Origin of the sequence: Kaistia soli DSM 19436 (genome assembly GCF_900129325.1) — a bacterium.
Lineage (GTDB): Bacteria > Pseudomonadota > Alphaproteobacteria > Rhizobiales > Kaistiaceae > Kaistia > Kaistia soli.
The window spans coordinates 1,881,152-1,905,809 of record NZ_FQUP01000001.1; the positions used below are offsets into that span (position 1 = coordinate 1,881,152).

General features: G+C 63.8%; 25 protein-coding genes and 1 tRNA gene. 13 read left to right on the plus strand and 13 right to left on the minus strand.

What is annotated here, in order from left to right; all coding sequences use genetic code 11:
- The first annotated feature begins 47 nt into the window (after positions 1 to 47).
- The 3 genes from BUB39_RS09090 to BUB39_RS09100 are packed head-to-tail and all read left to right on the plus strand — an operon-like array spanning position 48 to position 1,680.
- On the plus strand, positions 48 to 389 hold the full coding sequence (locus tag BUB39_RS09090; RefSeq protein WP_073052902.1) for an XdhC family protein: 342 nt from the start codon (positions 48 to 50) through the stop codon (positions 387 to 389).
- Positions 389 to 1,081, plus strand: a complete 693-nt coding sequence (locus BUB39_RS09095) for an XdhC family protein (protein WP_073052573.1) — start codon at positions 389 to 391, stop codon at positions 1,079 to 1,081. Before BUB39_RS09090 ends, BUB39_RS09095 begins: the two co-directional genes overlap by 1 nt.
- The gene (locus BUB39_RS09100) at positions 1,078 to 1,680 is read left to right on the plus strand and encodes a nucleotidyltransferase family protein (protein WP_073052574.1); all 603 of its coding nucleotides are present in this window, start codon (positions 1,078 to 1,080) and stop codon (positions 1,678 to 1,680) included. Before BUB39_RS09095 ends, BUB39_RS09100 begins: the two co-directional genes overlap by 4 nt.
- 6 nt (positions 1,681 to 1,686) lie before the next feature.
- On the opposite strand, the gene BUB39_RS09105 is transcribed toward BUB39_RS09100, so the two are convergent.
- Complete coding sequence (locus BUB39_RS09105; protein ID WP_073052575.1) at positions 1,687 to 2,064, minus strand: glyoxalase superfamily protein; 378 nt, start codon at positions 2,062 to 2,064, stop codon at positions 1,687 to 1,689.
- A 282-nt stretch (positions 2,065 to 2,346) separates the two neighbouring features.
- On the opposite strand from BUB39_RS09105, the gene BUB39_RS09110 reads away from it, so the two are divergent.
- A complete protein-coding gene (locus BUB39_RS09110; protein WP_073052576.1) occupies positions 2,347 to 2,613 on the plus strand; it encodes an usg protein in 267 nt (88 codons plus the stop codon).
- Positions 2,614 to 2,715: 102 nt separating this feature from the next.
- On the opposite strand, the gene BUB39_RS09115 is transcribed toward BUB39_RS09110, so the two are convergent.
- The 4 genes from BUB39_RS09115 to BUB39_RS09130 all read right to left on the minus strand — a co-directional run bounded on the left by BUB39_RS09115 (position 2,716) and on the right by BUB39_RS09130 (position 6,868).
- Positions 2,716 to 3,459 (minus strand): proteasome-type protease, encoded by a 744-nt coding sequence (locus BUB39_RS09115; RefSeq protein ID WP_073052577.1) that lies wholly within the window; start codon positions 3,457 to 3,459, stop codon positions 2,716 to 2,718.
- Between the two features lie 81 nt (positions 3,460 to 3,540).
- Positions 3,541 to 4,353, minus strand: a complete 813-nt coding sequence (locus tag BUB39_RS09120; protein WP_073052578.1) for a transglutaminase family protein — start codon at positions 4,351 to 4,353, stop codon at positions 3,541 to 3,543.
- Positions 4,354 to 4,363: 10 nt separating this feature from the next.
- Entirely contained in the window at positions 4,364 to 5,305 is a 942-nt protein-coding gene (locus BUB39_RS09125) for an alpha-E domain-containing protein (protein WP_073052579.1), read from the minus strand.
- A 144-nt stretch (positions 5,306 to 5,449) separates the two neighbouring features.
- Positions 5,450 to 6,868 (minus strand): circularly permuted type 2 ATP-grasp protein, encoded by a 1,419-nt coding sequence (locus BUB39_RS09130; RefSeq protein WP_073052580.1) that lies wholly within the window; start codon positions 6,866 to 6,868, stop codon positions 5,450 to 5,452.
- A 311-nt stretch (positions 6,869 to 7,179) separates the two neighbouring features.
- Here BUB39_RS09130 and BUB39_RS09135 point away from each other — a divergent pair, with 311 nt between their 5' ends.
- Together BUB39_RS09135 and BUB39_RS09140 are read left to right on the plus strand one after the other, a co-directional pair.
- The gene (locus tag BUB39_RS09135) at positions 7,180 to 8,067 is read left to right on the plus strand and encodes a 2OG-Fe(II) oxygenase family protein (RefSeq protein ID WP_073052581.1); all 888 of its coding nucleotides are present in this window, start codon (positions 7,180 to 7,182) and stop codon (positions 8,065 to 8,067) included.
- Between the two features lie 533 nt (positions 8,068 to 8,600).
- Positions 8,601 to 11,567, plus strand: coding sequence for a type 2 periplasmic-binding domain-containing protein (locus tag BUB39_RS09140; RefSeq protein ID WP_244540184.1), 2,967 nt, complete (start codon positions 8,601 to 8,603; stop codon positions 11,565 to 11,567).
- A gap of 74 nt (positions 11,568 to 11,641) precedes the next feature.
- On the opposite strand, the gene BUB39_RS09145 is transcribed toward BUB39_RS09140, so the two are convergent.
- From BUB39_RS09145 to map, 4 genes are all read right to left on the minus strand, one after another.
- Positions 11,642 to 13,156: a DUF1254 domain-containing protein gene (locus tag BUB39_RS09145; protein WP_084527044.1), complete on the minus strand. Its 1,515-nt coding sequence runs from the start codon at positions 13,154 to 13,156 to the stop codon at positions 11,642 to 11,644.
- 162 nt (positions 13,157 to 13,318) lie between these two features.
- A complete protein-coding gene (locus BUB39_RS09150; RefSeq protein WP_073052583.1) occupies positions 13,319 to 13,837 on the minus strand; it encodes a flavin reductase family protein in 519 nt (172 codons plus the stop codon).
- Positions 13,838 to 13,879: 42 nt separating this feature from the next.
- Positions 13,880 to 14,581, minus strand: coding sequence for a RadC family protein (gene radC, locus BUB39_RS09155; protein ID WP_084527046.1), 702 nt, complete (start codon positions 14,579 to 14,581; stop codon positions 13,880 to 13,882).
- The gene (map, locus tag BUB39_RS09160) at positions 14,578 to 15,411 is read right to left on the minus strand and encodes a type I methionyl aminopeptidase (RefSeq protein ID WP_073052585.1); all 834 of its coding nucleotides are present in this window, start codon (positions 15,409 to 15,411) and stop codon (positions 14,578 to 14,580) included. Before map ends, radC begins: the two co-directional genes overlap by 4 nt.
- 186 nt (positions 15,412 to 15,597) lie before the next feature.
- Between map and BUB39_RS09165 the strand changes: the two genes are divergently transcribed.
- Positions 15,598 to 16,356, plus strand: a complete 759-nt coding sequence (locus BUB39_RS09165; protein ID WP_073052586.1) for a competence/damage-inducible protein A — start codon at positions 15,598 to 15,600, stop codon at positions 16,354 to 16,356.
- Here the strand turns inward: BUB39_RS09165 and BUB39_RS09170 are convergent.
- Positions 16,353 to 17,120 (minus strand): bestrophin-like domain, encoded by a 768-nt coding sequence (locus BUB39_RS09170; protein ID WP_175561791.1) that lies wholly within the window; start codon positions 17,118 to 17,120, stop codon positions 16,353 to 16,355. The two genes, BUB39_RS09165 and BUB39_RS09170, sit on opposite strands and share 4 nt — an antisense overlap.
- Before the next feature lie 173 nt (positions 17,121 to 17,293).
- Between BUB39_RS09170 and gpt the strand changes: the two genes are divergently transcribed.
- On the plus strand, positions 17,294 to 17,791 hold the full coding sequence (gene gpt, locus BUB39_RS09175) for a xanthine phosphoribosyltransferase (protein ID WP_073052587.1): 498 nt from the start codon (positions 17,294 to 17,296) through the stop codon (positions 17,789 to 17,791).
- A gap of 12 nt (positions 17,792 to 17,803) precedes the next feature.
- Positions 17,804 to 18,124 (plus strand): hypothetical protein, encoded by a 321-nt coding sequence (locus BUB39_RS09180; protein ID WP_073052588.1) that lies wholly within the window; start codon positions 17,804 to 17,806, stop codon positions 18,122 to 18,124.
- A 16-nt stretch (positions 18,125 to 18,140) separates the two neighbouring features.
- Here BUB39_RS09180 and BUB39_RS09185 read toward each other — a convergent pair whose 3' ends face one another.
- Entirely contained in the window at positions 18,141 to 18,881 is a 741-nt protein-coding gene (locus BUB39_RS09185) for a ChuX/HutX family heme-like substrate-binding protein (RefSeq protein ID WP_073052589.1), read from the minus strand.
- A gap of 192 nt (positions 18,882 to 19,073) precedes the next feature.
- On the opposite strand from BUB39_RS09185, the gene BUB39_RS09190 reads away from it, so the two are divergent.
- The 3 genes from BUB39_RS09190 to BUB39_RS09200 all read left to right on the plus strand — a co-directional run bounded on the left by BUB39_RS09190 (position 19,074) and on the right by BUB39_RS09200 (position 20,793).
- Positions 19,074 to 19,158, plus strand: a tRNA-Leu gene (locus tag BUB39_RS09190).
- Between the two features lie 112 nt (positions 19,159 to 19,270).
- Positions 19,271 to 19,882 (plus strand): TetR/AcrR family transcriptional regulator, encoded by a 612-nt coding sequence (locus tag BUB39_RS09195; RefSeq protein WP_073052590.1) that lies wholly within the window; start codon positions 19,271 to 19,273, stop codon positions 19,880 to 19,882.
- Positions 19,883 to 19,974: 92 nt separating this feature from the next.
- The gene (locus BUB39_RS09200; RefSeq protein ID WP_073052905.1) at positions 19,975 to 20,793 is read left to right on the plus strand and encodes an SDR family NAD(P)-dependent oxidoreductase; all 819 of its coding nucleotides are present in this window, start codon (positions 19,975 to 19,977) and stop codon (positions 20,791 to 20,793) included.
- A gap of 14 nt (positions 20,794 to 20,807) precedes the next feature.
- Here BUB39_RS09200 and BUB39_RS09205 read toward each other — a convergent pair whose 3' ends face one another.
- Positions 20,808 to 21,503, minus strand: a complete 696-nt coding sequence (locus BUB39_RS09205; protein WP_175561793.1) for a PadR family transcriptional regulator — start codon at positions 21,501 to 21,503, stop codon at positions 20,808 to 20,810.
- 213 nt (positions 21,504 to 21,716) lie between these two features.
- Between BUB39_RS09205 and BUB39_RS09210 the strand changes: the two genes are divergently transcribed.
- Complete coding sequence (locus BUB39_RS09210; RefSeq protein ID WP_084527052.1) at positions 21,717 to 23,303, plus strand: AMP-binding protein; 1,587 nt, start codon at positions 21,717 to 21,719, stop codon at positions 23,301 to 23,303.
- On the opposite strand, the gene BUB39_RS09215 is transcribed toward BUB39_RS09210, so the two are convergent.
- The gene (locus tag BUB39_RS09215; RefSeq protein ID WP_073052591.1) at positions 23,267 to 24,556 is read right to left on the minus strand and encodes a sensor domain-containing phosphodiesterase; all 1,290 of its coding nucleotides are present in this window, start codon (positions 24,554 to 24,556) and stop codon (positions 23,267 to 23,269) included. The genes BUB39_RS09210 and BUB39_RS09215 overlap by 37 nt on opposite strands.
- Between the last annotated feature and the right edge of the window lie 102 nt (positions 24,557 to 24,658).

Sequence of the window (24,658 nt, forward strand, 5' to 3'; positions counted from 1 at the left end):
CAATCGATCACGGCTGCTACCTCCTTGTTCGAACCGCGGAGCCTTGGATGACCAGTATCGCGTGGGATGCGGTGGCCGATCGCGACGTGATTGAGATTGCCGAGCAGTGGCTGCATCAGGGACGACGAATCGCGATTGCGACCGTGGTGGAGACCTGGGGGTCGGCGCCGCGGCCTGTCGGCAGTCAACTTGTCGTTGATGACGCTGGCGCATTCGAGGGCTCTGTCTCAGGTGGCTGCGTAGAGGGCGCCGTGATCGCCGAGGCGGCCGATGTGATTGCAAGTGGCCATTCACGGGTGATGTCGTTCGGCGTTGCCGACGAGACCGCCTGGCAGGTCGGACTTTCGTGCGGCGGCCGCATCGCTGTCTATGTCGAGGCCATCAGCTGATGCGCGCCGAAACTCTCGAAGCGCTGGCGGCAGCTGGACGAGAGCGCCGAGCCGCCATCCTCGTTACCGATCTCGAAAGCGGCGACAGCCGAGTCGTGGCTGAAGACGGAAGCTTTTCTGAAGATCCATTCGGCGATGAACTGATGGCGCGTTTCCGCTCTGGGCGCTCGGGTTTGGTCGAGTCGGCGCATGGCAAAGCCATGCTGACCGTCCGACTTCCACCGCCGCGCCTCGTCATCATCGGCGCAGTGCATATCGCCCAGGCCTTGGCACCGATGGCCGGGATCGCCGGGCTCGACGTCACCATCATCGATCCGCGCACGGGCTTCGCAGCGGTCGGGCGCTTTCCAGGCGCGCGGCTTTACCCGATCTGGCCAGAGGAGGCCTTGGCCGAAGTTCCGCTCGACGCCTTCACTGCGCTGGCGGCGATGACCCATGATCCGAAGATCGATGACCAGCCGCTCGCGGCGGCGCTTGTGGCGGGTTGCTTCTATGTCGGCGCGCTCGGCAGCCGCAAGACACATGCAAAGCGCCTCGATCGTCTCGTGTCGCTTGGCGTCGACCCCGTGGCCGCTGCACGCATCCGCGCGCCGATTGGGCTCGATATCGGCGCGCAGTCGCCGGCGGAGATCGCTGTCGCAGTCCTTGCAGAAGTGATTGAGGCGCTGCGACGGCGGGGGGGCGACACGTGAACACGGTCGCCGCCATGATTCTGGCGGCAGGCGAGGGGCGGCGCATGGGCGGCCCGAACAAGCTGCTCGCCGAAATCGCCGGCGTTAGCTTGATCAGGCGTGTCACCGAGGCCGCACTGGCGAGCCACGCGCTTAGGCCCGTCGTCGTTGTCACTGGCCATCGACCTGAGGCGATCCGGGCGGCGCTCGCCGGGCTCGATGTCGCAAATGTGGACAATCCGGATTATGCATCGGGGCTGTCGACATCGCTCAAAGCCGGTATCGCCACGCTTGGTACGGAGATCGACGGTGCGCTGATCCTTCTCGGCGACATGCCCTTCGTGGACAGCGCGACCATTGATGGGATTCTCGCTGCCTTCGAGGGCTCTGGTCGCCGGGCGATCGTTGCGCCGGTTCATGATGGCCGCCGCGGAAATCCCGTTCTGTGGCCGCGCCGGTTTTTCCCGGCGCTGGTGGCGATCGAGGGCGACAAGGGCGCGCGCGATTTGATCACGGCCCATACAACAGAGGTCATCGAGGTCGCGGCCGGCCCCGGGGTGGGCCACGACCTCGATACGCCAGAGGTGTTGGCCAAGGCGGGCGGGCGTCTGCCCAGCTGACACGCTTCAGATGGGTTGGCCGACGTCGATCCGGTTGCCGTCAGGGTCCTCGAAGACGAACGCGCGGAGGCCATAGTCCTTGTCGCGCAACCCCTTGACGATGCGCAGCCCCTGCTTTCGGCAGATGGCATGAAGCCCGTCTACATCCGCGACCATCATGTGGATTGCGTTGAAGCCGGGCTGCTTGAAGTCCTTCTGCAGCGTCAGATGCAGTTCGGCGGCGTCGCGCTTCAAGATCATGAAGCCGACAGGTTCACCGTTCTCGAAGGTCTTCCGGAAGCCGAGAACGCGGATGTAGAAATCTTCTGCCCTTGCCATGTCGTGTACGGGCAGCATTGCGGCGATCCGCCCGAAGCGGATGCCGTGGTCGGCGCTATCAGTCATGATCGAACTCGGATTGGGAACAGGCCTGCGCCAATGGGACGGTGCCCATTCGTCACAGCCGTCATCCTGAATCGGGCGAGACGGTGCTCGGCAGTGAGTCTAGCACAAACAGACCCGTCAGCGCGTCCAGCCTGGTTGGCTGGCAGCACTCAGCCGCCTATGCTGCTAATATCTTGATTCAGCACGACAATCGTCGAATACGCGGTTGAAATCAAGGGGCCTCTGCGACACGATTTGGGTGTCCCTCCCAGGACGTCGTGAAATCGCAATGTCGAGGTGTCCATGCCTTCATCGTTGTTGCGTCAGCTTCAGGGCTATGGGTTGACGACTGCCCATATCCTTTATCGCCTGCCTGATCATCCCGCCCTCCTGCAAAGCTATGTCTGGCAGGATTACGATCTCGCCCCGGAGTTTCCCGAACTGAACCGTTTCCTTGATTTCTGGAAACGTGAACTCGAGGGGCCGCTTCATTCTGTGAAGGTTGCGCATCATGGCGTGATCAGCGCTGCGGAGATGCGGATCGCCTCGTCCGAGTTTGCGTTCAACTAGGTTCCCGGCGCCGCAGGTTCCTCCCCTTGCACGGCACCGGACAGATCGGGTTGCCAACATGTCGTTGGCAACCCGATTTTTCCGGTTTTGGACCGTTAGCGATCAGTCTTTGCCGTATGGCGGGGCCGGAATCGCCTGATGCGCGGCGCGCAGCGCCGCCGACCAGCGCTCGCGCAGATCCAGGAAATATTCGTCGTTGCGATCGATGCGGTGCGAGACATCGATCTCAATCGCGTCGCGGCGAATGGTGACGACATCGACCGGCATCCCGACGCCGAGATTGGAGCGGATGGTCGAGTCCATGGAGACGAGGCCGAGCTTCAGAGCTTCCTGGAGGCTCGTCTCGCTGGTCACCGCACGATCGAGGATCGGCTTGCCATATTTGTGCTCGCCTATCTGCAGATAGGGCGTGTCGCTGGTCGCCTCGATGAAGTTGCCGGCCGAATAGATCATGAACAGCCTGAGACGGCCGCCCTTGACCTGGCCGCCGAGCAGCATGGTGACGTCGAAGCTCGCGGCCTGCTGCTCCATCGACTTGCCATGGATGCGATAGACCTCGCGAATGGCGCGGCCGATAAACTGCGCCACCTTGAACATGCTCGGGATCGAGTAGATCGTTTCGATCTCGCCCGTTTCGGGGTTCTTGATCCCTTCGTTGAGCAGGTTCAGCACCGACTGGCTGACCGCTAGATTGCCAGCCGTGGCGATCGCGATGACGCGGTCGCCCGGCTTCTCGAAGAGGTGCAACTTGCGGAAGGTCGCGATGTTGTCGAGCCCGGCATTCGTCCGGGTATCGGCGATCATCACCAGACCCTCGCGCACGAGAATTCCAACGCAATAGGTCATGACCGCATTTCGTCTCCGCCGGGCGCCGGATTGTCGACACTCACGGCACGAGTCGCAAGCGCTATGGCTGCGACTTCCCCGTTACTTTGCCGCACCGGCCTCGGAAACCCGGATCGACACCTTGGGAACGGCGCTCCAGTCGCCATAGGCGGCGCCGCGGACCGGGGCGGCGGCGACCCTGTCGAGCCCGATCGCGAGGCGGACATACGAATCGGTCGGACAGAGATTGGTCGAGGGGTCGAAGCCGATCCAGCCGACGCCGTCGATGAATGCCTCCGCCCAGCCATGCTCGGCATGAGCAGGCTCGGTCGTCTCGGGGCGATAGAGATAGCCGCTGGCATAGCGCGAGGGGATGCCGAGATGGCGCGCGGCGGCGATGAAGACATGCGCCATGGCACGGGGATCCCCGGTCTTGGCCGCGAATGTCGCGATCGCAGCCTCGTCCGCCGTCTCGCCAGGGGCGATCTCGTCATGTAGGCCGTCCATCAGCGCGTGCAGGCGCGATAGCGGGTCGCTTGGCGCGGCGGCGTCGATCGCCTGCGCAAAGGAGCGGATCGCCGTATCCGATTGGGTCAGCGCCGTCTCGCGCAGGAACACGGCGATCGGGAAACGCTCGGATTGGCCGCGCACCATGCCGGCCATGTCATGCGTCTCCACCTCGCCAAGCGCGGTGATGGTGAGACCGTCGAGCTTGCCCTCGGTGGTGAAGGACTGGACCATGTTGCCGAACGGGTCGAGCACGCCGGCGAGGCGGCAGTCGTGATCGACCTCGATGCGCCAGTTGACCACGAACTGGCCGTCATGGCCGCGCGGGGTCAGCCGCAGCGTCTGAATGGCGCCGGTCGCCGGCGGATCGAAGGCGTAGACGGTCTCGTGGACGATCCTGAGGCGCATGTCAGGATCCTCAGGCGAGATACTGGTCGGTGATGGCCTGGCCGAGGCGCGTGTTCTCGCCGATCAATTCGGTGAGGAACTCATGCAGCCCGCCCTGAAACACCTCGTCGAGGGTCGCGTTCTGCAGCCGGTTCCTCGTCGAGCGCGCGACGCGCTGGGCTGGTCCCTGGCGGCCATAGGCCAGCGAAAGCTCGTCGAGGAATTCGCAGATCCGCGCGTAGCAGGCCGAAAGCGAGCGCGGCAGCTGTTCGTTAAGAACCAGGAGGTCGGCAACGAGCCAAGGCTTGACGCTCTCGCGATAGACCCAGTGATAGGCCGTGTTGGCCGACACCGAACGCAGGATCGACGACCATTGGAAGAAGTCGAGGCCGCCGCCGACGCTTTCATGCTCGGGCAGCAGCAGGTGATATTTGACGTCGAGGATGCGCGCGGTGTTGTCGGCGCGCTCGATGAAGCTGCCGAGCCCGGAGAAGAAGAAGGCGTCGTTGCGCAGCATGGTGCGATAGGCCGAGCCGTCGAAGCGGAGCGATGCCTCCTTCACGTAAGTCAGGAAGGCATTGAGCTTTAGCCGGTCGCCGGCGAGCCGGTCGAAATCGCGCAGGCCGAGCCATGCGCCGTTGATCGCTTCCCACATCTCGCCCGTCAGCGCCGTGCGCACGGTGCGGGCATTGACACGGGCACGCTCGAGGCAGGAGCGGATCGAGGAGGGATTTTCCGGCGATAGAGCGAGGAAGTCGACGACGTTCTCGGCCGTCGGTTCCCTGCCGAGCGATTTGAACAGGCCGAGCGTGCCGGTGGCGGCGACCGCCGATTCCCATTCGTTCGATTCGCCGGCATAGGCGATCGGCATCGCAGCCAGACGGTTCGCCGCATCGACGATGCGCGCGGTGTTTTCGGCGCGCTCCACATAGCGGGCGAGCCAGAACAGATTGTCGGCGGTACGGCTCAGCACGGGTGGAAACTCCGGATGCAAAGGCTCTCAGAGACCCTCGACCGGCACGCGGGCGAAGGGATCAGGCCTTGGAACGCGATCGAAATCGGCAACAGGCGCCAGGTCTTGCTGGCGGAAAGGGCAGGGGCGAGGATGGCCAGGTCCTCAGGCATCGAGCACCCATGTGTCCTTGGTGCCGCCACCCTGGCTCGAATTCACGACGAGCGAGCCTTCCTTGAGCGCGACGCGCGTCAGGCCGCCTGGCACGATCCGGACCTTGTCGCCGCCCGTCAGCACGAAGGGGCGGAGATCGACATGGCGCGGCGCGATGCCCGATTCGACGAAGGTCGGCGAGGTCGAGAGCGCCAGCGTCGGCTGGGCGATAAAGTCGTCGGGATTCGCCTTCAGCTTGGCGGCGAAATCGGCGATCGACTTCTTGTCGGCGGCGGGGCCGATCAGCATGCCGTAGCCGCCCGAGCCGGCCACTTCCTTGACGACCATCTCCGGGAGATGGTCGAGCACATATTTCAGCGCATCGGGTTCCCGGCAGCGCCATGTCGGGACGTTCTTCAGGATCGGCTCCTCGCCGAGATAGAAGCGGACGATTTCTGGCATGTAGGAGTAGACGGCCTTGTCGTCGGCGACGCCGGTCCCGACCGCGTTCGACAGCGTGATGTTGCCGGCGCGATAGGCGTTCATCAGGCCGGGGACGCCGAGCGCCGAATCCGGGCGGAAGGTGAGCGGATCGAGGAAGTCGTCGTCCAGGCGACGATAGAGGACGTCGACACGCTTCGGTCCTTCGGTCGTGCGCATGTACACGACATTGTCGCGCACCTGCAGGTCACGGCCCTCGACCAGCTCGATGCCGAGCTTGTCGGCCAGGAAGGAGTGTTCGTAGAAGGCGCTGTTATACGGGCCGGGCGTCAGCAGGGCGACCGTCGGGTCGGACGAAGCTGAGCGCGGGGCGACGGACTTCAGCGTCGCCAACAGGGCGTCGGGATAGTTTTCGACCGGTGCGATCCGCTGTTCGGCGAAGAGGTCCGGGAACAGCCGCATCATCACTTCGCGGTTCTCCAGCATGTAGGAGACGCCGGAGGGCGTGCGGGCATTGTCCTCGAGGACATAGAAGGTCTCGGGATCGACGCGAACGATGTCGATGCCGGCGATCATCACATAGATGTCGTGCGCCAGCTTCAGGCCGGCCATCTCAGGCCGATAATACGGGTTGCGATAGATGAGGTCATCCGGCACATGGCCGGCCCGCAGGATCTCGCCCTTGGAATAGATGTCGGCCAGGAAGGCATTGAGCGCCTTGGTCCGCTGTTCCAGCCCGCGCGAGAGAATCGACCATTCCGGCTTGGTCAGGATGCGCGGGATGATGTCGAACGGGATCAACCGTTCCTCGCCTGCGTCGTCGCCATAGACGTTGAAGGTGATGCCGATGCGCCGGAACAAAAGCTCCGCCTCGGCGCGACGCGTCGCCAGAAGATCGGGCGGGGTCGAATCCAGCCAGCGTTTCAGGACTTCATAGCCTGGCCGGCAGCCGTCGCCGCTTGCGCCCATCTCGTCGAAGGCAACGCCCATTCCCGCCATCACTCCCCTACAGTTCCCGACCAACCCGGCAAGCACTGTGCCAACGGCCATGCCTACGCTTGTTCGGATCGCGCATCGCGAATTCGTCTCACGATATTGCACATAACGCGCTCAGTCTTGGCTAGTGCCAATCGGATGTCTTGATGATGTCGGGATGCCGCGGCACGAAAGGCAGCATCTGCCGTCAAAATGGGCAGATTGTCGACAGTTCCGCGGAGCCGATTGCCTCGCTCGCGCCTTCGGGTTCATGATGGTGTCAACGCAGCGGCGCCGACCGCGGATAAGAGCCGAGAGGGATAGTCATGACTGAGTTCGATGCCAGACGGGACGCGGTGCCGCATGAGAGCGGGATCATCGTCGTCGATTATCGCGATCCGAACGCGCCGGCGCTGTTCGCCGAGTCGCTGCGCCGGACCGGCTTCGGCGTCCTGACCAACCATCCGATCCCGCAGCCGCTCGTCGAGCAGATCTATTCCGAGTGGCTCGGCTTCTTCGACAGCGAGGCCAAGCACAATTATCTCGTCGGCGAGAAGCATGACGGCTTCTTCCCGCCCGCTAAGGCTGAGACGGCCAAGGGCGGCAAGAAGCGGGACCTCAAAGAGTATTTCCATATCTATTCGTGGGGTCGCTATCCCGACGAAGTGTCCGATGCGGCGAAGCGCTATTTCGATCTCGCGCATGATCTGGCCGAGGAACTGCTGACCTGGGTCGATGACAACACGCCCGCCGAGGTCAAGGCGAAGTTCTCGGTGCCACTGCCCGAGATGATGCATGGCAGCGAGGGCACGCTCTTCCGCATCCTCCGCTATCCGCCCTTGACTGGAGAGGAGGATCCCGATGCGATCCGCGCCGCGGCGCATGAAGACATCAACCTGCTGACGATCCTGCCAGCCGCCAATGAACGCGGCCTGCAGCTCCTCAATGGCGAAGGCGAGTGGGTCGACGTTCCGTTCGATTTCGGCATGCTCGTCATCAATGTCGGCGACATGCTGCAGGAGGCATCGGGTGGCTATTACGCCTCGACGACGCACCGCGTGATCAATCCGGCCGGCGACTCGCGCTTCAAGTCGCGCGTGTCGATCCCGCTGTTCCTGCAGCCCCGGCCCGATGTGGTCCTTTCGGAACGCTACACGGCCGGCAGCTATCTCGGCGAGCGACTGCGGGAACTCGCTCGGAACGACAAGACATAGCCGAAGCTTCCGGTCCCACTGCTACGAATCAAGTCGCCAGTGCCACGCTGATGGTCACAATTGTGGCAGTTGCGTGGCGTAACCAATGGGTGTAGGTTAGTGGTGATGTCATAGCATAGCATGCTTCCACGAGACCTGACGTGATGTCGGAGGTCGGATCATGAAGTACTTGCTTGCCCTCGCAGTTTTCGCGCTGTTGCTCACGCCCGTGTCGCTTGGAAATCAAAGCGCCCTGGCCGATTCTTGTAACAATCCTCAACAGCGCAAGTGCTAGCCGGGCTGATTACCGCTGAAGGCTGAATTGCAGCCTCTTCAGGCACGGACGATGTCCCGCATTGGCCTGACGACTTGTTGTCCCTAGCCGTCGAAACGCTCGACACCTCGCGATCGATTTGAGGGCCGCCTGCCATTTCCGGGCTCGATGAGGTGTGTCTGAACCGTGGAGCGCCGGGTCAGGGCCGTCGGGGCCGCGCCGCCAACTGTATTGGCAGGCGTCTCGGCGGATGTGGTGTTGCGTTGCGTAGGGGGTGGATATGGACACGAACTCTGCGTACTGGCCGGACAGCGTCCCGACAACACTCTGGCAATACACCGCGCTGACGCCCGAAGCACAACGGGATTTTCCCTTTGTCGGGATCGCGGTCTCCTGGGAATTCGTTGTCGCCTTTCTAGCCGGTGTGGTGCTTATCTGTGCCTTCGCATGGAAGCGCTTTGCCGAGCCGAGCTACGACGTCAATACTGACGCCTTCCGGGACTTCAAGAAGCTCAAGATCTGGAATCTGAAGGACAGCGAGTCCCTGCGCAGGGCTTATGTCATCTATTGCATCCTGCTCATCTTCATCTACGCAATGTTGTCGTTTTTCGGCCGCGTGATTTTTCAGCTGGCCTCGCAGATCAACGTGTCCGGCCTTCAGGTAAGCGTCGGCTCGGTCGAGTTCACATCCTGGAGGTGGCCGCTGCTTCTGGCTGCCGGCATCGGAGGGCTCGCGCCGCTGCTCAATCCGCTCATTCCGGCCGAAAACATGCTGCGGCGGTTCGCACACGAAATCGTCGGCATTCCAACGCGTCTGCGGGAGAAGGCAACCCGGATCAAGACCTTGATCGATGGCAACCCCATCGAGGACCCCGCGACCCTCGCCAGCTTTCCGTCATGGGTGAGGAAGACACTCGGCCCAAAGCTTGCCAGCTATATTACGCTCAGCAAGAACCTCCATGCGGTGGTCATCTGGTCTCGCAAAGAAAATCTCCAGTGGTCGGACCCAGAGATCAGGCGAAAACTCGACGAATATGAACGGGAAGTGCGAGATGAGGCGGAAGACGCGCTGGCCCTGTTCGACAGCCTGCTTCACGGGAGCGAAAGGCTCGGCGAAAGCAGTGACGGCGCTTCGACCAGCAAGAATGATGAGAAGCTGCTGCTCGATACTTGCGTCGTTCTTGAACGCATCCGCGACGAGTTCGCCATCATCATGGCGATCTATGTCGACTATGGGTCGAAATTCGCTAGCTTGAAGGACGATCTCAGAGAAACGATCATTAGCCGCTTTCGAGAAGAGGACAACAATCCCGCAACGGGGTTTCCGCTCTATATGCTCGCCGTCATCTACACGGTCTACTTCATCTTCGTGTGGATCCAGTGGCATCCTCCTATCTTCCCCGTGCCGCTTTCCGTGTCCAATCTCGCTCTGATTGCGGCTGCCGAAACGACCAAGCTGTTCATTCTCGTCTGGCTGCCGACGACGACGATCGCGACGCTGGCCGAAGTCGCCGATGGCCGGTTTTCACGCGAAGGGTCGCTTGAAACCACGGTTCTCTGGCGGGATATTGGGGGCTTGCTGGCCGCGCTCGCGATTTCCGCAGGCGGGATGATGCTCTTCGCGATCCTGAAGACGGCCTTGACCAGCAGAAACATCCAACAGATGACGCAGGAATTATTGGGATCGGAGCGATATGCAGGAAATCTATTTTTCTATGTCATTCTCGCTCCAATATCCGGGATCTGCTATCTCGGCATCAACATCGTCCTGCGCTATCCGGACAAGTCCTTCGCGCGGCGTCGTCTGTGGATCGCGGCTGTTGCCGGGATTGTGACGCTCGTCTATCTCAGCTTCGTCGCGAGCAACTTGGCGGACGTCCCTTGCCGGCGCCTCATCGACGACCACACAGAACCCTTCGATCTGTCGTTGTGGAGCATGTGGTGGACAGGTCGCGACAATCTGGAGACGTGCTTCACCTATTATTCGACACTGGATCTTCTGGTCATCTCGGCGTCGGTCTTCATCTCGGTGATCGGACTGACGCGGCAGCACCGCCGTTCGCAACAGCGCCTTGAGATCAGGCGACAGGCCTCGTCGTCCAAAGCGGCGAAGGCGGCCGCTCAAGCAGGCGTCGTTGCGATGGTTCTGCTCGCGAGCGGCGTGTTCTTCGGCTCCGTGACACCCGCCCGTGCCGCCAATCCGGACGGGGCTCAGCCTGATGCCGTTCAGTCAGCGCCCCCAACGATCGTGCTCGGCTTTCGATCCGACATTCCGCCGTTCTCGTTTCAGCCGGCCGGGCAAAGGCAAGACACGCCGCATCCCTATCTCGGCTATGTCGCCGAGCTTTGTTACCAGATCTTCGAGAACAGCCCGTGGCGGATCGAGCAGCGCGTCATCGATCAGCCCCAGAGCCGGTTCAAGAGGCTTCGCGGACCGAAGGATCCATCGCATGACGAGATGATCGCGAATGGCATCGCGGATGACAAGATCGACGTGCTCTGCGATGCGACGACGCTTTGGCTGGGTGACAGCGAACGCATGGTCGCTGGCATCTTCTCGCCCATCATCTTCGTGTCGGGCGTCTCCTATCTCTATCGCTCGGCCCAGCAGTACAACAGTGATCCCGTCCAGATCGGCTATCTGGCCTCATCCACGGCCGAGCGCGTCGCGTGGGAGATTTGCAGCGTCGACGTCCTGAAGGTCGGTGCGTCCGACAAGCCCGCGACCTGCGCCAGAGGAACGCCTTTGGAGTGTGTCGAAACCAAACCCGTCGCCGATGGAGCCGCGAGCAGCGGTCCGGTCCAAACGCAGACGCAGTCGCTGAGGGCGCTGTCGGAAATCTCCCAATCCTACGTTCTTTGCCCGAGGTCGAGCCACGATAATCTCATCGCCTGGTTCTGCGAAGGCTGGGCCCGCGACAAGATCTATGTCGGTGATCTCGATATCATCCAGGCAAAGGAGGCCGAGTGGCGCGCGCGGGGCCGCGATTGTCCCGGGGTGCGGCCTGCTGGAAAGACATATACCTATGAGCCCTATGCGCTGCTGGTTTCCCGGCATGACACTGAGCTCGTCGCCTTCGTGCAAAGGCGGGTCTATGAACTCTTCTCACATCGATCGGGGGCGAGAGCGCTCTTCGAGAAGTGGTTCCCCGGACAAAACATGTCGCTGACGCTCGCCTGGCTCTTCCTGCTGAACGGCGTGATGGATGAGGGCGACATGCTGCGAGGGCCCAAGGGGCCGCCCTAGACTTCCCTTCCCAAGTTGTCCGGGCAGCGATCCCGCCGCAGTGCATACCCCGGCGGGACCCGATGTTGCGGTATCTACTGCGCTCCGAACGGCGTCAGCGTCTCGTTGCGACGCACGGCCGGAGGCACCCATTTGCCGGTGAGGGCATCGGATTTCGGCGCATAGAGGCGCATGGTCAGGTTGAACGGCCCCTTCGGCGCGGGCAGCCAGTTGGCTTCCATCGCACCGCCCGGCGAATCCGGCCCGATGATCAAATCGAGCGAACCATCAGGATTGGAGACGAAGGGCATCCAGCTCGACACGGCGAAGCGGTTGAGCGTGTTGGCGACCTGGAAACCTTCCTGGTCATAGAGCGTCACCGACCAGAACGCATCGACCGGCGGCAGGCAGGCCTTGTCGAAATGGATCGTGTAGGAATTCGCGCCCGACAGGGGCTGGCCGGCTTCATCCGCGAGATTGAGCGGATAGATCGCGTCCTCCGGCAAGTTGGCGCCGAGGCCGAGCTGCGCGACGATGGCGCGCTTCAGATAATAGTTGCCGTAAACGCCCATCGTATCAGTGTTGAGCGACCAGCCATTGGCGATGCGGGCGAGTGTTGGCACTTTCCATTTCATCAGCGCCTGCGCCCCGGCCGGGGCGGCCGCGATGGCAGCCTTGACGTCGTCGGGGAGCTTCGACGCGTCGAACGGCTTGCCGGGCTCGATGCCGATGCGCCGCATCTGCGCCAGGATCGGCTGGTCGGTGATATGGGGCGGGTTGGCGCCCATCAACTCTGCGCCATAGGCGAAATAGGCGTCGGCTGCCATCGTATCCACCTGCAGCTTCGGCGGCGTCTTCATGTCGATCGACGCATCGGGCTTGAGGGAGGCCGGGGCAGCAGCTTCCTTGCCCCAAGCGGAGAGCGGCGTAATCTTGTAGCCGGCCTGGATCTTGTGCACGGCATCGTAATCCGACGGGCCATCGGTCTTGGTGCGGCCAATGATCCAGACATTCGGCGTCGGGGCATCGATGCGCTGCGTATCTGCCGGAAGGTTCAGGGCGGCTTGCCAGCCGTCCTTCAGCTCAGGGCGCCAGCCAGGTGGCGTGACAAGGAAATGTCCCTCCGCCGTCCCGGTGGTGCGCCAGCCGGGCGATGCGAAGACGTCGCTCCACATGTCCAGCATGGGCAGCAGGTAGTAGCGTCCGCCGGTATCGGGTGCCGTGACGACGACCGGCTCCTTGGTCAGGTCGAGCCAGGCGCTCGAATAGAGCGTATCGAAATTCGGCCGGACGACCGTGCGCATATCTGCGGCGGGGAATGCCGGGATATTGGCGAAGGCGTTGGGTGGCCCGCCTATGCCCGAATCCGCCGGCATGTTCGTTAGTTGCCTGCGGGTCAGGTCCATGGTGATCAGGGGATAGAGATAGAGATAGGCGTTGACCGCGATCGCGCTCGCCTCCTCCTTGTTCACCGCAGGCGCCATGGACGCGGCCTGCGATGGCGCGGTAGCCGCCAAGGTGGTGGCGACCGCAAGCGTTGCAGCCTGCAAGCCGCGGCGCGCCCGCTGGCTCCGTTTGGGTGACGATTTCCAGAGCGAGGATAGTTGCATTCTGAGGCTCCCCTGACCGGATCGTGCGGCAGGGTTCCGACGCTTCCGGCATTCGGCGCTATTTCGCCGCTGGCGATGCTATCCGGGTAGCCATTTTACGACACGGTGTGACGCAGATCGCTTTGCGAGCGTCAACGAGCCGGACGAATCTTGACAGCGGGCTCAGGCAGGATCTCCGACGCCGCGCCAGTTCCTGCCGCGGAAGAAGACGAGCGGGTCGGCGTCGGGGCGTGTATGGACCGCCAGGACCCGGCCGATGACGATCGAGATGTTGCCGTGCTCGACGATGTCCGTGACGGCGCAATCAAAGGCGCCGAGGGCGGACTTCAGGATTGGCGCGCCGCTCGAAAGGGTCGTCCAGTCCTCCGGCACGAATCGCGCCGCGCCGGAAACGCCGGTTCGGCCGCCAAAGGCGTCGGCGAGGCCACCGGCTTCGGCCGGCAGATAGTTGATCGCGAAGTGGCGGCGGGAGAGGACGCCGGCAAGCGCATGCGTCTTGCGGTCGATCGATACCAGCATCGTTGGGGGGCTGGCGGTCACATGGCTTGCGGAGAGGCCGAGAAACCCGGTCGGGCCGTCATCGCTGTCGGCGGTCACGACGGTCATGCCGGTCGCCCGCTGTCCGAGTGTCTGCCAGAAGGCCTTCGCGTCGATCTCGCCGGGTGCAGCCGCTTCGGTCATCAGAGTTTCTCCGTCTTGATCAGGCCAGTCAGGCGCGCCTTGTCAGATCAGCTTCAATCCCTTGAAGCTGACGGTGCCGTTCCGGCCGATGATGAGGTGATCATGCACCGCGATGCCGAGAGGGGCGGCGATGTCGACGATGGTCTTGGTCATCTGGATGTCGGCGCGCGAGGGCGTCGGGTCGCCGGACGGATGGTTGTGGACCAGCACGATCGCGGTCGCGGAGAGTTCGAGCGCCCGCTTCACCACCTCGCGCGGATAGACCGGCGTATGGTCGACCGTGCCGGTCTGCTGGACCTCGTCGGCGATGAGCGCGTTCTTTTTATCGAGAAAGAGGATGCGGAACTGCTCCTTCTCCTCATAGGCCATGGCGACGCGACAATATTCGATGACGGCGCTCCACGAGCCGAGCAACGGCCGCTCGCGAACGGCGCCGAGCGCCAGCCGCTTGGCGGCGGCGTGGACCACCTTGAGATGCAGCGCGACCGAGGCGCCGACGCCCGGCACCTCCATCAGCCTTGCCTCGGGCGAGGCCAGCACTTCGGAAAAGGTGCCGAAACGGCTGATCAGCGCCTTGGCGATCGGCTTGGTGTCGCGCCGGGGCACGGCGGCGAACAGGATCAGTTCGAGCAGCTCATAATCCGCCAGCGCGTCGGCTCCGCTCTCGCGGAACCGTGCCTTCAGCCGTTCTCGATGGCCGAGAAAGTGCGGCGGTTCGTCGGCTCCGTCTTCGAATCCGCTCATGCGCCTGTCGGGTAAGGCGGGCAGGTATAGCCCCGCGGGGAGAGGGTGAAGATTTCGCATCCGGTCTCGGTGACGCCGACCGTGTGCTCGAACTGCGCCGAGAGCGAGCGGTCGCGCGTCACGGCGGTCCAGCCATCGGACAGCACCTTCACATGCGGCCGGCCGAGATTGATCATCGGTTCGATCGTGAAGATCATTCCGGGGCGGAGCTCGATGCCTTCGCCGGGATTGCCGTAATGCAGGATGTTCGGCGAATCGTGGAACAGGCGGCCGACGCCGTGACCGCAGAAATCGCGCACAACGCTGCAGCGCTCGCCCTCGGCGAAGGACTGGATCGCATAGCCGATATCGCCGGTCGTGGCGCCGGGCTTCACGGCGGCGATGCCGCGCATCAGCGATTCATAGGTGACCTCGACCAGCCGCTCCGCCGCGCGCTTCACATTGCCGACCGGATACATGCGGCTCGAATCGCCGTACCAGCCGTCGAGAATGAAGGTGACGTCGACATTGACGATGTCGCCGTCGCGCAGCGGCTTGGCGTCGGGAATGCCATGGCAGACCACGTGATTGATCGAGGTGCAGGTCGACCGCGTATAGCCGCGATAGCCGAGAGTCGCGGGCAGGGCGCCATGGTCGGCGCCGAACTCGTAGACATAGCGGTCGATGACATCGGTCGGCACGCCCGGCCGCACGATGTTGGCGAGGCCGTCGAGGCAGGCGGCGGCGAGTTGTCCGGCGCGGTGCATGGCGTCGAACGCCTCGCGCCCGTAAAGGCGGATCTGGCCCGTGTTCTTCAACGGGGCGGCATCGGCATCGACATAGGTGACCATGGAAACGCTCCCTCGTTCCGAAGCACAGCATTCCTCTGCTTCCGGAACAAGCCTGTTGCTGACGAGGATTGAAACGATCTGGCGCATCGGGCGGCGAGATACAAGGGTTTTGACGTCGCGGCGGCGTTGAGCGGCGCGCGCCGAGCGGCTACATCTCGGCGCTCACATCATCAGGAGACGGCGGACATGACGACAGGCAGCGAGACGGCGCACACAATCGTCACCGCGGCGATCCTGGTGATCGGCGACGAAATTCTCTCAGGCCGGACCAAGGACAAGAATATCGGCTATATCGCCGAATACTGCACGGCGATCGGCATCGATGTGCGCGAAGTTCGCATCGTGCCGGATGTCGAGGACGAGATCATCACGGCGGTCCGGGCGCTTTCCGAACGCCACGATCACGTTTTCTCGACCGGCGGCATCGGGCCGACGCATGACGACATCACGGCCGACGCGATGGCCAAGGCGTTCGGCGTCACCATCGATCATGATCCGCGCGCCGTCGCGATCCTGACGACGCATTATGGCGAGGCCAACCTCAATGAAGCGCGGATGCGCATGGCCCGCATTCCCGCCGGCGCCGACCTCATCGACAATCCCGTCTCGAAGGCGCCGGGCTTCACCATCCGCAATGTGCATGTCATGGCAGGCGTGCCGGTGATCATGCAGGCGATGCTCGACGCGGTGACGGCAACGATTTCGACCGGCGCCAAGATGCTGTCGGCGACCGTTCCCGCTTCGATGGGCGAGGGGCGGATCGCCGCCGGCCTCGGCGCGCTTCAGAAGGACTTCCCGGACGTCTCGATCGGCAGCTATCCGAAGATGCTGGATGGCGGCTTCGCGACCGACATCGTCCTGCGCTCGCGCGACCAGTCCCGCCTCGACCTCGCGGTGCGAGCGGTCGAGGGGCTGATCGCCAGCCTGCTCGTTCAGCGGAGCTAGCGCTGCAGTTCTGTCAGGGCGTGGACGAAGGGCTCGGACGAGGCCTGGATCGGCCCGTCGAAAGGCCGGCCCATGTCGAGAACCATGTAGATCGCGCCGGCGAGCAGTCCGGAGGACAGGACGAAGCCGGTGACGACCAGCGCGTTTTTCGGCGCCCGGTAGCCGTAGCTTGCCATCGTCATGGCGAGCCAGACGATCAACGCGATCATCAAGGGGCGCGGCACGGAGCCCTCGGTCCGGTCGATGAGGCTCCACCTTGCGCGCAGAAGCGTATCGACATCCGCCTTCGCCTGATCGCGCTCTGCGATTATCTGGGGATCGGTCAACTTGAGCGCCGCGATCTTGTCGCGGATATCGTGGAGCGTCGCCTCGGCCGACTTGTTTTCGCTGGGCAGCGCCGGCCGTTCCACATCGCGCATCGCGACGACGGTCGAGACGTAGCCGAGAAGTTCGCCGCGCGCCGGCTGGGCGTCTGGGCCGAGATCGCGGAGCGAGCGATCGAGCAGGATCAGATCCGTGGCATAGCTGCGGACAGCTTTCTCGACGTCGCTGAAATTACCGCTCGCCGAACTCACCAGCAGACCAAGCACGAGCGAGCTCAAGAGGCCGAAGATGTTGGCGATGATCCTGACGATATCGAGCGTCTTGTCGTCGAGATGATGGGCCGGCAGTCGTTCATAGGTGAAAAGGGCGCCCAGCGACGCGGCGCAAAGGCAGCCGAAGGTGATCAGCGCGATCGTCATCTCGTCGGTTAGCCCAAACATGCCGTGCACGCCTTTCGCTTGGGGCTCGAACGCTGTCGCCGCCACGGCGCAAAGGGGGCATCGAAAAAGCCCGTGCGGCGGCCCTTTCCTGTGGAGCGTAACCTCTGGCAGATTGCAAGCAGGCGCATGGCATTCCATGGCTGGAGCTGAATAGAGGTGCGGGGATAAAAGCCATGGCGGATGCGCGAAGCGACAAGGCCTTTCCGGTTTCGTGGGACCAGTTTCATCGCGACGCGCGCGCGCTGACCTGGCGCCTCTCCGGCGACAAGAAATGGGAGGCGATCGTCTGCGTCACCCGCGGCGGCCTTGTGCCGGCGGCGGTGGTGGCGCGCGAACTCGGCATCCGCATCGTCGAGACGGTGTGCGTCGCCTCCTATCACGACTATCAGGAGCAGGGTTCGCTCAAGGTTCTGAAGCCGGTCAGCCAGGCGGTGATCGACCTGGCCGGCGGCGGAGGAGCCGGCATTCTGGTCATCGACGACCTGGTCGATACCGGCAAGACGGCGCGTCTCGTGCGCGAAATGCTGCCCAAGGCGCATTACGCGACGCTCTATGCGAAGCCGCTGGGGCGCCCCGAGGTCGACACGTTCATCACCGAAGTGTCACAGGATACGTGGATCTACTTCCCCTGGGATATGGGGCTGACCTTTCAACCGCCGATCGTCGGCTGAGGAGATGAAACGATGACCGAGCCGACCGAAGACGCCGAGTTCGAGGCCTTCGCCGAGGAATATGAAGAGCATCGCGGCGCGCTGTTCGAAATCATCTCGGACTATGCCGACGAGCAGGAACTGGATGACGGGCTGCTCGTGGCGCTTCTGCTCGATCTCGCCGTCACCGCGCGCATGATCGCTTATGCCGACACGGTCGAGAAGCCGTCGGCGTCTGGCCTGCGCCTTGAGCTCGACCGCTTCCTCAAGGATGCCGGCGATCACGTTCGCGAAGTGAAGAAGGGCGCCGAGGAGTTCATTGCCGATATCCGCAAGGAGAGCGAGCAGAACTGACCGGCGCCTTCCAGCGTCAGACGGTCTCCGCCACCGCCTCGAACGCGTGGCGGGGACCGCTCACGGTGAGGCCGATCAGCTGGCCGGCTTCGTCGGTGGCGCTGAGGGCGATACCGTCGCCCATCGGTGCACGATTCCAGGCTGCGACCGCACGTGCCGCGAGATGCAGGTGTACGTCCGCCTGGATGACATTCACATAGGAATGGCCGAACTTGATCGCTTCGAGCGCTCCAGTCCAGGACTGCTCGGCACCCGGCCGGCGCACGGCGAGTGTCACCCCCGCGCCGCTGGCGCTGGCCGCGACGAGCGGGACGCCGCCGATATCGCCTGAATCGACCGGAACCGTCGTGCGGGGCAGCGGCGGGACATAAGGCAGCGGCGCGCGTGCAAACGCTGCCAGCGCTGCGTTGAATTTCTCGGGTCCTTCGAGCGCGGTGACCTTGATCACCGAAACGCCGTCCGCATCGAGGAAATCGACATAGGTCAGCACGGTGTCATGCGGCGTTTCGCTGACATCGGCAACGATGCTCGCTATGACCGACGGATCGATGACGGTGCGGGCCTTCTCGTTCTCTGCAACGAGCAGTCCACCTTCCAGTTTCACGCCGTCGAAGACGCCGATCCGCTCGAGCAGTGCGCCCGGCGCGCGCACGCCGACCAGTGTGCGGCCCATGGCGCTGGCGCGCGCGAGGATGTCGAAGGGTTCGAGGGGAAGGGACTGCCGGTGGGAGATGGGCGTGGCGGTGGATTCGGTCATGGCAAGCGGATTCCTGGCGGCTCGGTTCCAGAGGTCTCAAAGGTGAGCGAGCCGTCGTGGTGCCACGATTCACTTCACGGTTCTTCCTAACAGCCGCGAACGGCAATGGAAGTCGAAATTTGTGATCGGAATCCCTTTCGAGGCCTCGCCGCTCTATCGCGCCGCCACGCAAAATGACAGAACTCCGCCAGTGCGGGCGTGGCGAAACTGGTAGACGCAAGGGACTTAAAATCCCTCGGCCTCGGTCATGCGGGTTCGATCCCCGCCGCCCGCACCAACTGTCCTGCCTACTGAATTCGCCCTTGAGCGCCAAACGCCGGTTATCGCAGGCCTGGCTTTTGGTTCCATGACCGGCGTCATATATAATGCGGGAGGCAAGGAGGCCCCTGATGGCGCGTGCGTCGAAGAAGGATGCCGAACGGCATCGGCAGGAAATCGTAGCGGCATCGGCGCGGCTGTTTCGCGAGCGCGGGATTGGCGGTGTCAGCGTGCCCGAGCTGATGGCGGCGGCCGGACTGACGCATGGCGGCTTCTACGGCCATTTCCCATCCAAGAGTGCCTTGGCGGCCGAGGCGATTGCGGAAGCGTCACGCGAGATAGGGTCGGCCCTTGCCGCGACCGTGGACGCGCATCGCGACGACCGCCAGGCGGCGTTCGCTGCATTGGTTGCCACCTACATGTCGCCGCATCATCGAGACGATCCGGGCGAGGGATGCCCTGTCTCTGCGTTGATCGACTATGCGCGCGATGGCTGCGGGACGGAACTCGGCACCGCCTATCACGACAGTGTCGAGACGATGATTGCGGCCGTCCAGAATGTGCTGCCCGAGGGCTCTGGACGAGAGGACGCGCTGGCGATCCTGGCCACCATGGTGGGCGGCCTGCTTTTGTCGCGCGCCTGCACCGGGACGCCGTTGTCGGACGAGTTCCTGATCGCCGTCAGGCGCAATCTTGGTGTTTCGGAAAAGCACGACGCCGCGGAGCGCGAAAAAATCCTGTAAGGCTCCTTGTAGCCTTTAGATGATGATCATAATTTAAATTGGACGGCAGCGGCGCCGAGAGTCGGCGGCCGTGTCGAACAATGGAGATCATCATGGCGGCAGGACATCAGGGGCGCGGCGTAGCGCTCGTCACGGGCGCATCATCGGGCATCGGCGCTGTCTATGCCGACCGTCTGGCAGAGCGGGGCTACGACCTTCTTCTCGTCGCGCGTGACAAGCGGCGTCTCGCAACGCTCGCCGCCGAAATCGGCGCGAAGACGGGGCGTCACGTCGATGTCCTCGCGGCTGACTTGACGTCGAAATCCGATCTTGCCGCGGTCGAAGCGCGACTGCGCTCGGACCCGTCCATTACCGTCCTCGTCAACAATGCCGGCATTGCCGGCGGTGGCCCGCTGGCTGCGGCGGATCCGGACGCCATGGAACGGATGATCGATCTTAACGTCGTTGCCCTGACACGGCTTGCGCTGGCCGCCGCGCCGGGCTTCGTGGCGCGCGGGGCGGGGACGATCGTGAATATTGGCTCGGTGGTGCCGCTCATCCCCGAGAGCTTCCCGGGAATCTACGGCTCGACCAAAGCCTATGTGCTGCATTTCAGCCAGTCGCTGCACGCGGAGTTGAGCGGGCAGGGCGTCCGCGTTCAGGCAGTGCTGCCGGGGGCGACGGCAACCGAAATCTGGGAGCGCTCCGGCCTGTCGCTCGAGAGCCTGCCGCCCGAGATTGTCATGCCGACCGGCGCGATGGTCGATGCGGCGCTCGCGGGTCTCGACCAGGGCGAGATTGTCACCATCCCAGCTCTGCCCGATGCGGCGGATTGGCAGGCCTTCGAAGCCGCGCGGCTTGCGCTGGCACCCAATTTGTCGCGCCGCGAGTCCGCAAAGCGCCTTCAGGTCGCCACGCGCGCGGCGGCCTGAAGCGTCGGCATTCGCTAGAGGTCGACCGGGTCGTCGGGCTGCGCCTTGATCGCCGCGGCGGCCTTGGCAAGGATGTCGGCGATCCGGCGCTGCTCGTCCTCGGGCGCGCCGATCGCGGCGGCGATGGCCGCCTTCAGCATACGACGGGCGTCGTTGAGTTCAGGGACGACGCCCTCGATGTCACGGTCGCGCGGCTGGCCGCGGCGATCGTCTTCCTCGCGATCGAACCAGGCGCGCGCCTCCGCGAGGCGGCGGCCGATGCGGGCGAGATGATCCAGCACTGCATTGACGCCGGCGCGGTTGGCCGTGAGATGGGCGAGGCCGGCATCGGTAATCGAATAGACCTTCTTGTTGGTCTCGCTCACCGAGGAGACATGCCCGCCTTCCTCAAGAAAGGTGAGGGTGGGATAGATGACGCCGGGGCTCGGGCTGTAGCTGCCGCTGGTCAGCTCCTCGATCGCCTTGATGATGTCGTAACCGTGCCGGGGCTGCTTCTCCAGCAGCGACAGCACGATCAGGCGAAGGTCGCCATCGGCGACCATGCGACCCATGCGGAAGCCGTCGCCGCCGCGCCCGCCCATCGGGCCGCGCCCGCCAAACGGTCCGCCATGACCGGGACCGCCCCGCCGCGACATGAAGCTCAGAACGCCCTCGAATCCGGCCGGGCGGCAGCCGTGGCCGTGACGGCCGTGATGATGAAAATGACCCATAATGGGCTCCTCTTTCGTTTCGATATATCTTACGTACTAACGCAGAGGCCAATCGTCAAGATATATCTTACGAGCTATCGCATGCGCTGGCGCGTTAGTTAGCGGTCGCCTGCGTGACGATTGTCATAGTAAGTTGGCGGCCAACGGCGATGATCCGCCGCCGGCCGCGACCTGTTTTCTCGCGCCGGAGACGAACTCCATCCGAGGCCGACCATGGACATGCCGACCGCGATACCAAGCCCAGCCACGGCGGCGATCCCGCTCGACGCACGGCACTGGAAGAAGACGCTGTTCGGAATGCTGCTCGATTCCCGGTCGCGCTTCGGCGGCAAGCGCACAGTCATCGAGGATACGCAACGCAAGCCGCTGACCTTTGACCGCGTCGTCATCGGCGCCATGGTGCTCGGCCGGGTCTTCGCCGCACGGACGAAGCCGGGCGAGCGGGTCGGCATCCTGCTGCCGAATGTCGCGACCGTCGCGCCGACCTTTTTCGGCCTGTCCGCCTTCGGCCGCGTTCCCGCGATGCTCAACTTCACGGCCGGTGCCAAGAACCTTGCTGTCGCGTGCAGGGCCGCGGAGATCCGTCTCGTGATCTCGTCGCGCCGCTTCATTGCCGAAGGCAAGCTCGAGGAGCTTGTCGAGGCGATCAGCAAGGACGTCACGTTTCTCTGGCTCGAGGATGTTGGCAAGAAGGTGACCGGCTTCGACAAGTTCGTCGGGGTCGTCTCCTCCTGGTTCGCCCGCGCCATCCACGCGCGGAGCCGCGTCCGGCCGGATGACGTTGGCGTCGTGCTGTTCACGTCAGGTTCGGAAGGACTGCCGAAGGGCGTTGCGCTGACGCATGAGAACGTGCTCGCCAATGTCGAGCAATTCTTGCGGACGCTCGCGCTGAGCCCAGACGATTCGCTGTTCAACCCGCTCCCGGTGTTCCATTCGTTCGGGATGACGGTCGGGCTCGTCGCACCATTCTCGATCGGAATGCGCGTTTTCTTCTACCCGACGCCGCTGCATTACAAGCAGATCCCGGCGCTCATCAAGGACAGCGGCTCGACCATCCTGATCGGCACGGACACATTCGCGGCCGGCTGGGGGCGGCAGGCGGAGGATGACCAATTCAAGAGCTTGCGCCTCGTCGTGCTGGGCGCCGAGCGCATCAAGCCGCAGACACGCACCCTCTGGCGCGATCGCTTTGGTATCGAACTGTTCGAGGGCTATGGCGCGACGGAGGCCGCGCCCGTGATCGCCGCCAACACGCCGCTGTTCCACCGTGATGGCACCGTCGGACGGCTCTTGTCGGGCATGTCATATCGGCTTGAGCCCGTGCCCGGGCTCGACGAGGGCGGGCGACTTTGGATTCGCGGGCCCAACGTCATGCGCGGCTATATGCGCGAATCGGCTCCCGGCGTGCTGGAGGCGACTGACGACGGTTGGCACGACACGGGCGATATCGTCAGCGTCGATGCCGAGGGCTACATCACGATCCTCGGCCGCGCGAAGCGCTTCGCCAAGCTCGGCGGCGAAATGATCTCGCTGGCCGCGGCGGAAGCCTATGTCGCGCAGGTCTGGCCCGACAACGCGCATGCCATGGTGGCGGTGCCGGATGATCGCAAGGGCGAGCAACTCGTCCTCGTCACCGACAGGCCGAGCCCGGATCGCGATGAACTCATTGCCGCGGCGCGCCTGCACGGCGTTGCCGAGATCATGCTGCCGCGACGCATCGTGAGCGTCGAGGCGCTGCCGATGCTCGGCACAGGCAAGACAGACTATCCCGCCATCACCGCGCTGGCGAAGATGCGCTGAGCACTGGCGCGGCGGGCTTTGCGAGCAGGCGACAGCTTGACCGAAGTCGGCGACGCCAGCAGCGTGAGCGTCGTCTCCAGTTCCCCGGGCTTGCCCAGGAAATATCCCTGGGCGTTCTGCACGCCGAGCCCGATCAAGGCCTCGCATTCGCCGCGGGTCTCGACGCCTTCCGCGATCAGTGTGGCGCCGGTCTCGCGCGCAAAGGTCACCATGGCTGTGGCCAGGGCGCGTCGGGCCGGATCGACATCGATAGATCGCGTCAGGCTCATATCGAGCTTTATGATGTCAGGCTGCAGGCGCAAAATGTGCTGCAAGCTGGCGAAGCCGGCGCCAGCGTCATCGATGGCGATCCGGAGGCCTGCTTGCCGGAGGGGCACGAGCGCGGCGACGAGCGCGTCATAATCCTCGACCACCTCGTGTTCGGTCAGCTCGACGATGATACGGCCGAGAGGAAGGTCAGCGAGAACGTCCATCATGCGGCCGCTGCGGATCGTTGTCGCCGAGGCGTTGACGGAGAGATAGAGATCCGGCGGCAGGGTGCGGAGGGCAGGCAGGGCGACCCGCACGGCCTCCAGCTCGAGATCGACGCCGCGGCCTGCGGCAACCGCATCGGCGAACCAGGCATCGGGTGAACGATATGGCATCGCTGAAAAGCGGGACAGCGCCTCGACGCCGACGGGCCGACGCGTCTGTAGGCTCCAGATCGGTTGGAAGACCGCCGTGAACATCCGATCCGCGATCACACCGTCGATGAGGTCATCGCGCTTGCGCGCGGAGCGCTTCAGTCCGAGCTCGGTGATAACCTGCTCGCCGATAATGTCCGCGAACACGCGCATGACCTGGAGATCGCGCTGGCTGAGCGAGCTATTGGGCTGCGGGCTGAGGCAGCAGAACATGCCGATGGCCACGCCGTTTCGATCCCGGAGCGGGACCGAGATATGCGAGCCGATCGGCAGCGCCTCAGTCAGCGGCAGCGACATCGCGAGGGGGAACTCGCTCGTATCGGTGATGAGCTCAGGCAGGTTGCCAGCAAGGATATGCCGGCAATAAACGGCATAAAGCGACGCGGAATCATTGACCTTGATCAGATGCTCGAAGCCCGGCGCGTCGACGGCGCGCATTACAGTGAGATCACCCTCAAAGGTCGACACATAGGCGATCTTCATGCCGAGGTGTTCGCGAATCGCGGCAATGGCGAATTGAAGCGTTTGCGGCGACGGGTCGTTCGGGACGGCTATCAGCCGCTTCAGCATCTTCCTACCTCGCCCAGCCAGTCAGACTACCGACCAAGGGCGACTCCCCGTCTGCCCCCATCCTCGAGGATTGAGCCGGAACGTTCGCGAACGTCGGACCTC